Genomic DNA, 7,734 nt, shown 5'->3' on the forward strand with positions numbered 1-7,734 from the left:
GTTTGTCCGTACAGCTTGCGAATGTCGATCACGTCCGGGCCAACGGTGCCCGTATAAATCGGCAGCTCAACGCTGGGGGAACCATCGGAGAACGATAGCGTGGCTTTCACATCGGACGGCGTCATGTCGGATCCTTCAAATGCTGTGAATAATAATGTTGACCAAAACTCAGACCGTACGCAGCAGGTTCACTACGCGCTGCATCGGGGGCGTGTCGAGCTCACCGTCCAGTTCCTTGCGGGCAAGGAGCAGGTCCATCAACTCGTTGTCGCTGAGCTCGAACAGCTGGCTCAGCGAAGCCACATCCTCGTCGGACAGGCTCTCCTCGTAACGGTTGAAAAAACGTTCGACGATGATGTCGTTCTCCAGGAGGCCGCGGCGGGCGCGCCAGCGCAACCGTGCGCGCTTGTGCGGATCGGCCTGATGGGAGAAGGTGGTGGCAGGACTCTCAGTCATGGCTTCCTACTTTCGGTGCGCCCGCCAGATATAGCCGCTCTGGCTGACGCACCGCTTACTACTTAGACAGCCGCAGGATCACACCGCGCGGCGGACCATCAGTTCCTTGATCTTGCCGATGGCCTTGGTCGGGTTCAGACCCTTCGGGCACACGTCGACGCAGTTCATGATGCTGTGGCAGCGGAACAGGCGGTACGGGTCGTTCAGGTCGTCCAGACGCTCGCTGGTGGCCTGGTCGCGGCTGTCCGCGATAAAGCGGTAAGCCTGCAGCAGGCCGGCGGGGCCGACGAACTTGTCCGGGTTCCACCAGAACGACGGGCACGACGTCGAGCAGCTGGCGCAGAGAATGCACTCGTACAGGCCATCCAGCTCGTCGCGCTCTTCCGGCGACTGCAGGCGCTCTTTCTCGGGCGGCGGCTCGTCGTTGATCAGGAACGGCTTGATCGAGTTGTACTGCTTGAAGAAGTTCGTCATGTCGACGATCAGGTCGCGCACCACCGGCAGACCGGGCAGCGGACGCAGCACGATGCGGTCCGGCAGCTCGCGCATGTTGGTCAGGCAGGCCAGACCGTTCTTGCCGTTGATGTTCATCGCGTCCGAGCCGCACACGCCTTCGCGGCACGAACGGCGGAACGAGATGGTTTCGTCCAGCTTCTTCAGCTTCACCAGCGCGTCCAGCAGCATGCGCTCATGACCGTCCAGCTCGACCTCGTAGGTCTGCATGCGCGGTGCCGCATCCTTGTCCGGATCGTAGCGGTAGACTTCGAAAATACGCTTCATTTCTGTGGGTCCTGTTATCTCTACGATGCGGTGCTCAGAAGGTACGGGCCTTCGGCGGCACGCTTTCCACCGTCAGCGGTTCCATCTTCACCGGCTTGTAATCGAGGCGATTGCCTTCGCTGTAGAACAGCGTGTGCTTGAGCCAGTTCTGGTCGTCGCGGTTCGGGAAGTCGCTGTGCGCGTGGGCACCGCGCGATTCCTTGCGAGCCGCCGCCGAGATCATGGTGGCCTTGGCCACTTCCACCAGGTTGGCCACTTCCAGGGCTTCCACCAGCGCAGTGTTGAAGACCTTGGACTTGTCCTTCAGGTGGATGTCGTTGGCACGCTCCGAGACTTCCAGGATGCGCTCGACACCTTCGTCCATCAGCTTCTGCGTACGGAACACGCCGGCATGCGACTGCATGTTGCGGCGGATGTCGTTGGCGACGTCCTGGGTGTATTCGCCCGAGGTCGTGCCCTGCAGCTTGGCCAGGCGCGACAGCGCGAGGTCGGCGGCATCGGCCGGCAGCGGCTTGTGTTCCTTCTGCTTCAGGTTCTGCGCGATGATGTGGTTGCCGGCGGCACGGCCGAACACCACCAGGTCGAGCAGCGAGTTGGTGCCCAGGCGGTTGGCGCCGTGCACCGACACGCACGAGCATTCGCCGATCGCGTAGAAACCGTTCAGGACTTCGTTCGGGTTGCCGTTCTTCGGCACCACGACCTGGCCGTGATAGTTCGTCGGGATACCGCCCATCTGGTAGTGGATGGTCGGGACCACCGGGATCGGTTCCTTGATCGCGTCGACGTTGGCGAACTTCATGCCGATTTCGCGGATCGACGGCAGGCGCTTCATGATGGTCTCGGCGCCGACGTGGGTCAGGTCGAGCAGCACGTAGTCGCCGTTCGGGCCGCAGCCGCGGCCTTCCTTGATTTCCTGGTCCATCGAGCGCGAGACGAAGTCACGCGGCGCCAGGTCCTTCAGCGTCGGGGCATAGCGCTCCATGAAGCGCTCGCCGTCCTTGTTGCGCAGGATACCGCCCTCGCCGCGCACGCCTTCGGTGATCAGCACGCCCGCGCCTGCCACGCCGGTCGGGTGGAACTGCCAGAACTCCATGTCTTCCAGCGGCACGCCAGCGCGTGCGGCCATGCCCAGGCCGTCACCGGTGTTGATGAAGGCGTTGGTGGATGCGGCGTAGATGCGGCCGGCACCGCCGGTCGCGAACAGGGTGGTCTTGGCCTCGAGGATGTAGACCTCGCCGGTTTCCATTTCCAGCGCGGTCACGCCCAGCACGTCGCCGTCCTGGTCGCGGATCAGGTCCAGCGCCATCCACTCGACAAAGAAGTGGGTCTTGGCGCGCACGTTGCGCTGGTACAGCGTGTGCAGCAGCGCGTGGCCGGTACGGTCAGCCGCGGCGCAGGCGCGCTGCACGGGCTTCTCGCCGTAGTTGGCGGTGTGGCCGCCGAACGGACGCTGGTAAATCGTGCCATCCGGGTTGCGGTCGAACGGCATGCCGAAGTGTTCGAGCTCGTACACGACCTTCGGGGCTTCACGGCACATGAACTCGATGGCGTCCTGGTCACCCAGCCAGTCCGAGCCCTTGATGGTGTCGTAGAAGTGGTAGTGCCAGTTGTCTTCGCTCATGTTGCCCAGCGAAGCACCGATGCCGCCCTGCGCCGCCACGGTATGCGAGCGGGTCGGGAACACCTTGGACAGCACGGCCACGTTCAGGCCGGCTTCCGCGAGCTGGAGGGATGCGCGCATCCCGGCGCCGCCAGCACCGACGATGACCACGTCAAAGCGGCGACGCGGCAATCCAGTCTTGACTGCGACCATTTATTACACCCTCCAGAGAATCTGAGCAGCGTAGCCCGCGCAACCGACGAGCCACAGAATCGTAAGAACTTGCAGCACGAGGCGCACGGCCATCGGACGCACATAGTCCATCCAGATGTCGCGCACGCCGATCCAGGCGTGATACAGCAGCGACAGGATGGTCAGGAACGTGATGATCTTCATCCACTGGTTGGCGAAGAGCCCTGCCCACGCCTCATACGAAGCGCCGTTCGACAGCAGGAAGGCAATGGCCAGGATCACGGTGAACACCACCATGATCACGGCCGTGACGCGTTGCGCGAGCCAGTCTTTCAGGCCGTAGTGGGCACCGACGACAAGACGCTTGGGACCGATATTGTTATTTGCCACCTTGATTCTCCTCAGAACAGGCCGTACAGCTTCAGGCCGAAAATCAGGGTAAGCAGCAGGCTGACAACCAGCACGCTGATGGCAGACTTGGCCGAAGCGGGCTTGGAGACACCAACGTGCACATCCAGCAGCAGGAAGCGGATACCAGCGCAGAAGTGATGCAGATAACCCCAGATCAGGGCCAGCACAACCAGCTTGACAAAGCCACCGGACATAAGGGCCGAGAACTTTGCGAAGCTCAGTTCGGAGGTGATGCTCTGCTCAAACAGATACAGGACGAAGGGAAGAAGGAGGAACATCAATGCACCGCTCACGCGATGCAGGATGGATACCTTGCCGGCCCAGGGCAACCGGTAGCGCGCAATCTGCGCGATACCGATATTCCGGAACTCCGGCCTGGCTTGTTTGACGGCTTCAGCCATGCGAGACCCCATTAGCGGTAAACAAAGAAACGAAACTGCCATTGCCTGCATGCAGCGGGATGCACTGAGGCAAATCCACGAGATTTTAGCGCCTTTGTTGCGCGCTGCACCAATAATTTTCAGCTATCGCGCAACAACATGCGCCGCCCGACAATCGCACACTACGCACATGACACGGCAATTGCCACGCAACATTCACCTCCGCTGCGCAACAGGCCGCACCACCATCACAAAAGCCGCAATAATCGCGGCCGGCGCGGGGACCACGCCAGCTCTGCGACTTCAACTCAAATCGTTCTGATAGTAGTGTTTCGTCGTCACATACAACCCGCGGCGCACCTCTACCGGGCGATCGCCGTAAGTAAAGGAAACGCGCTCGACTGACAGCAGCGGCGAACCCACCGGCACGGCCAGCAGTTCGGCCGCCATCTCGTCGGCGGCCACGGCGCGGATCTTTTCCGTGGCGCGGATCATGCGCGTTCCGAACTCGGCCTCGAACAATGCATACATGGGCCCCTTCCACTCGGTCAGCTTTTCCGCGGTGAGGCCTTTGAAGTTGGCGCCCAGCAGCCAGATCTCATCAAGAACGGTCGACTCGCCGGAGAAATTCAGCACGCGGCGGATCTGCACCACGCTGTCGCCGGTGCGGATATCGAGCAGCCGCGCGATCTCGGCGGGCGCGCGCAGGCGCTTGCACTCCAGCACGTGGCTGGCGCCGTAGTGGGGCTCGCCTTCGTCGGGGACGAGGCGCAGGAAACGGAACTTGACCACGTCCTCATGGTGCGTGGTCACGAAGGTGCCCTTGCCCTGCCGGCGCGCCACCAGGTTCTCTGCGGCGAGTTCGTCGATGGCCTTGCGCACCGTGCCCTGGCTCACCTTATAGCGTGCCGCCAGCTCCATTTCGCTCGGGATCATCTCGCCCGGTTTCCACTCGCCGGATTGCAGGCTGCGCATGATGAGCGCTTTGATCTGCTGGTATAGCGGACTGAAGGTGGGCGACGGGGCGGACTGCGGGCCCGGCTGGGCAGCGACGGCCTGGGGCGCAGGGGATGCCGACGGGGTGGTCGACGAAGGCGGCTGCGTCCCGGCGCCAGGGGTGGCCGCGCCAGAGTCCTGCGCGCCGGGAACGGCAGCGCCGGAGAGGGACGGAGACAGGGAGGACATAGCCGGGATTTCACCACAAAAGGGCGGCGGGCGCCAGCCTGACGTTAATTGTCTTATGTCTTATATAAGACATATGAATTGACAGCCAGTGAGCCCAGGCCTACACTCGCGCTGGTCCACGCCCGCGAATGCCGTGAAATGCCGTGCTCGTGCCGTCGGCGGATGCCTTCCCCGGCACCCTCCCCCGCGGCCCGGACTGGAAATCGGTCTGGAAATGGCGGCTCGCTTCGCAGTAGACTTACGTTTCGTTGCATCACCATGACCCGTTGTGGCTCCCCCTCACCGGTTCCGCCCCGTGGCCCCGCCACCTGGTTCCGGCGGACGGCCGCTCCCCGCTGTGGCGACAACCAGCATCCGGCGTATACGCCGCCTTGCCGCCTTGAGTTGGCGACGGCGTGCCGCCGACCGGCTACCCCTTTCTATCGTTTGGAGATTTACTCATGGCTAAAGCCCCAATGCGCGTCGCAGTGACCGGCGCCGCTGGCCAGATCGGCTATTCCCTGCTGTTCCGCATCGCCAACGGCGACATGCTGGGCAAAGACCAGCCGGTCATCCTCCAACTGCTCGACCTCCCGCAAGCCCAGGCCGCCGTCAAGGGCGTGGTGATGGAACTGGAAGACTGCGCCTTCCCGCTGCTGGCCGGCGTGGTCATCACCGATGACCCCAAGGTCGCCTTCAAGGATGCCGACGTGGCCCTGCTGGTTGGCGCCCGTCCGCGCAGCAAGGGCATGGAGCGCAAGGACCTGCTCGAAGCCAACGCCCAGATCTTCACGGTGCAGGGCAAGGCGCTGGACGAAGTCGCCAGCCGCAATGTCAAGGTGCTGGTGGTTGGCAACCCGGCCAACACCAACGCCTACATCGCCATGAAGTCGGCGCCGAACCTGCCGCGCGAGAACTTCACCGCCATGCTGCGCCTGGACCACAACCGTGCCCTGTCGCAGATCGCCGCCAAGACCGGCAAGCCGGTGTCGTCGATCGAGAAGATGTTCGTGTGGGGCAACCACAGCCCGACCATGTACGCCGACTACCGTTACGCGACCGTGGACGGCCAGAGCGTCAAGGACCTGATCAACGATCAGGTGTGGAACAACGACGTGTTCCTGCCGACCGTCGGCAAGCGCGGCGCCGCCATCATCGAGGCCCGTGGCCTGTCGTCGGCTGCTTCGGCCGCCAACGCAGCCATCGACCACGTGCATGACTGGGTGCTGGGCAGCAACGGCCGCGTCGTCACCATGGGCATCCCGTCGAACGGCGAGTACGGCATCCCTGCCGATACGATGTTCGGCTACCCGGTGACCACCGCCAACGGCAAGTACGAAATCGTCAAGGGTCTGGAGATCGACGCCTACAGCCAGGAAAAGATCAACATCACCCTGAAGGAACTGGAAGAAGAGAAGGCCGGCGTGCAGCACCTGCTGGGCTGATCTTCAGCGCGTTCCAGGAAAGACCGGGGTTCCGCAACGATTCAAGAATCGGCGCGGACCCCGGTTTTTTCATATTGGGGCGCTATGATGTGCCCTCCCGTCCAACCCTAACCCACCTGAATCCCCCGTGCATCCATCCGAGGTCTTGTTCCAGGGCGAAGCCATCCCGGTCCAGTTGCCGGTGTGTGACCACTATGCGGGCAGCGAAAAGCTGATGCGCAAGTCGCTTGCCCTGCAGCAAGAGCTTGGGCCGGTCTTCGACATCACCTTTGATTGCGAGGACGGCGCCGCCGTCGGACAGGAGCGCGAGCACGCCGAGCTGTGCGCGCAACTGGCCAACAGCCCGCTGAACGCGCACAACCGCGTCGGCGTGCGCATCCACGATCCCGCCCACCCGAGCTGGCGCCAGGATGTCGACGTGCTGGTGCGCGCCGCTGGCGCGCGGCTGGCCTACGTGGTCGTGCCAAAGGTGACCGACGTGGTCGAGGTCGCGCGCGTGACCGACCATGTCAACCAGGTGGCGCGCAATGCCGGCATCGCTCGTCATATCCCGATCCATGTGCTGATCGAGACACACGCCGCGCTAGAACAGGCCTTCGATATCGCCGCGCTGGTGCAGGTGGAGTGCCTGAGCTTCGGCCTGATGGACTTCGTCTCGGCGCACCACGGCGCGATTCCCGGCGATGCCATGCGCTCGCCGCAGCAATTCGAGCATCCGCTGATCCGGCGCGCCATGCTGGAAATCGCCGCCGCCTGCCATCGCCATGGCAAGGTGCCGTCGCACAACGTCAGCACCGATGTGCAGACACCGCAGCGGGCAGGCGACGACGCGCTGCGCGCGCGCGCCGAGTTCGGCTACCTGCGCAAGTGGAGCATCCATCCGGGCCAGATCGCGCCGATCGTCGCCGCCTTCCGGCCAGGCGCAGCAGAAATCGGCGCCGCCAGCCAGATTCTGCTGGCGGCCCACGAGAATAACTGGGCGCCGATCCGCCACGACGGCCAGTTGCACGACCGCGCCAGCTATCGTTATTACTGGTCGCTGCTGCAGCGCGCCCAGGCCACCGGCACGCCGCTGCCGGACAACGTGGAAGCGCTGTTCTTCGCCTGACACCGGCACAACAACAAATCACGGACGCGACCGAAGGAGACCCGGATGTCCGCTTCGAAGACCGCAGCACCGGCCGCCACGACAGAGCCCGCGGCACCGAAAGCCAAGAAATCCGTCGCGCTGTCCGGCGTTGCCGCCGGCAATACCGCGCTGTGCACCGTCGGCCGTACCGGCAACGACCTGCACTACCGCGGCTAC

8 protein-coding genes and 1 pseudogene are annotated in these 7,734 nt (G+C 63.6%); 3 read left to right on the plus strand and 6 right to left on the minus strand.

Features of this window, described 5'->3' with window-relative positions:
• Window positions 1-168: 168 nt before the first annotated feature.
• From ACIP1U_RS32285 to ACIP1U_RS32310, 6 genes are all read right to left on the minus strand, one after another.
• A complete protein-coding gene (locus tag ACIP1U_RS32285) occupies window positions 169-456 on the minus strand; it encodes a succinate dehydrogenase assembly factor 2 (protein ID WP_029050110.1) in 288 nt (95 codons plus the stop codon).
• 78 nt (window positions 457-534) lie between these two features.
• A complete protein-coding gene (locus ACIP1U_RS32290) occupies window positions 535-1,236 on the minus strand; it encodes a succinate dehydrogenase iron-sulfur subunit (protein ID WP_400323936.1) in 702 nt (233 codons plus the stop codon).
• 34 nt (window positions 1,237-1,270) lie between these two features.
• Window positions 1,271-3,049 carry a succinate dehydrogenase flavoprotein subunit gene (gene sdhA, locus ACIP1U_RS32295; RefSeq protein WP_400323939.1) on the minus strand — a complete coding sequence of 593 codons (1,779 nt, stop codon included), beginning with the start codon at window positions 3,047-3,049 and terminating at the stop codon, window positions 1,271-1,273.
• Window positions 3,050-3,052: 3 nt separating this feature from the next.
• Complete coding sequence (sdhD, locus tag ACIP1U_RS32300; RefSeq protein ID WP_400323942.1) at window positions 3,053-3,418, minus strand: succinate dehydrogenase, hydrophobic membrane anchor protein; 366 nt, start codon at window positions 3,416-3,418, stop codon at window positions 3,053-3,055.
• Window positions 3,419-3,429: 11 nt separating this feature from the next.
• On the minus strand, window positions 3,430-3,840 hold the full coding sequence (sdhC, locus tag ACIP1U_RS32305) for a succinate dehydrogenase, cytochrome b556 subunit (protein ID WP_400323945.1): 411 nt from the start codon (window positions 3,838-3,840) through the stop codon (window positions 3,430-3,432).
• Between the two features lie 282 nt (window positions 3,841-4,122).
• A complete protein-coding gene (locus tag ACIP1U_RS32310; protein ID WP_400323948.1) occupies window positions 4,123-5,004 on the minus strand; it encodes a UTRA domain-containing protein in 882 nt (293 codons plus the stop codon).
• A gap of 440 nt (window positions 5,005-5,444) precedes the next feature.
• On the opposite strand from ACIP1U_RS32310, the gene ACIP1U_RS32315 reads away from it, so the two are divergent.
• From ACIP1U_RS32315 to ACIP1U_RS32325, 3 genes and pseudogenes are all read left to right on the plus strand, one after another.
• Window positions 5,445-6,428: a malate dehydrogenase gene (locus ACIP1U_RS32315; protein ID WP_400323951.1), complete on the plus strand. Its 984-nt coding sequence runs from the start codon at window positions 5,445-5,447 to the stop codon at window positions 6,426-6,428.
• 127 nt (window positions 6,429-6,555) lie between these two features.
• A complete protein-coding gene (locus ACIP1U_RS32320; protein ID WP_400323954.1) occupies window positions 6,556-7,536 on the plus strand; it encodes an HpcH/HpaI aldolase/citrate lyase family protein in 981 nt (326 codons plus the stop codon).
• Between the two features lie 45 nt (window positions 7,537-7,581).
• A pseudogene (locus ACIP1U_RS32325) lies at window positions 7,582-7,734 on the plus strand (2-methylcitrate synthase); the annotation flags it as partial.

It is taken from the genome of Cupriavidus sp. NPDC089707, from assembly GCF_044748965.1.
Lineage (GTDB): Bacteria > Pseudomonadota > Gammaproteobacteria > Burkholderiales > Burkholderiaceae > Cupriavidus.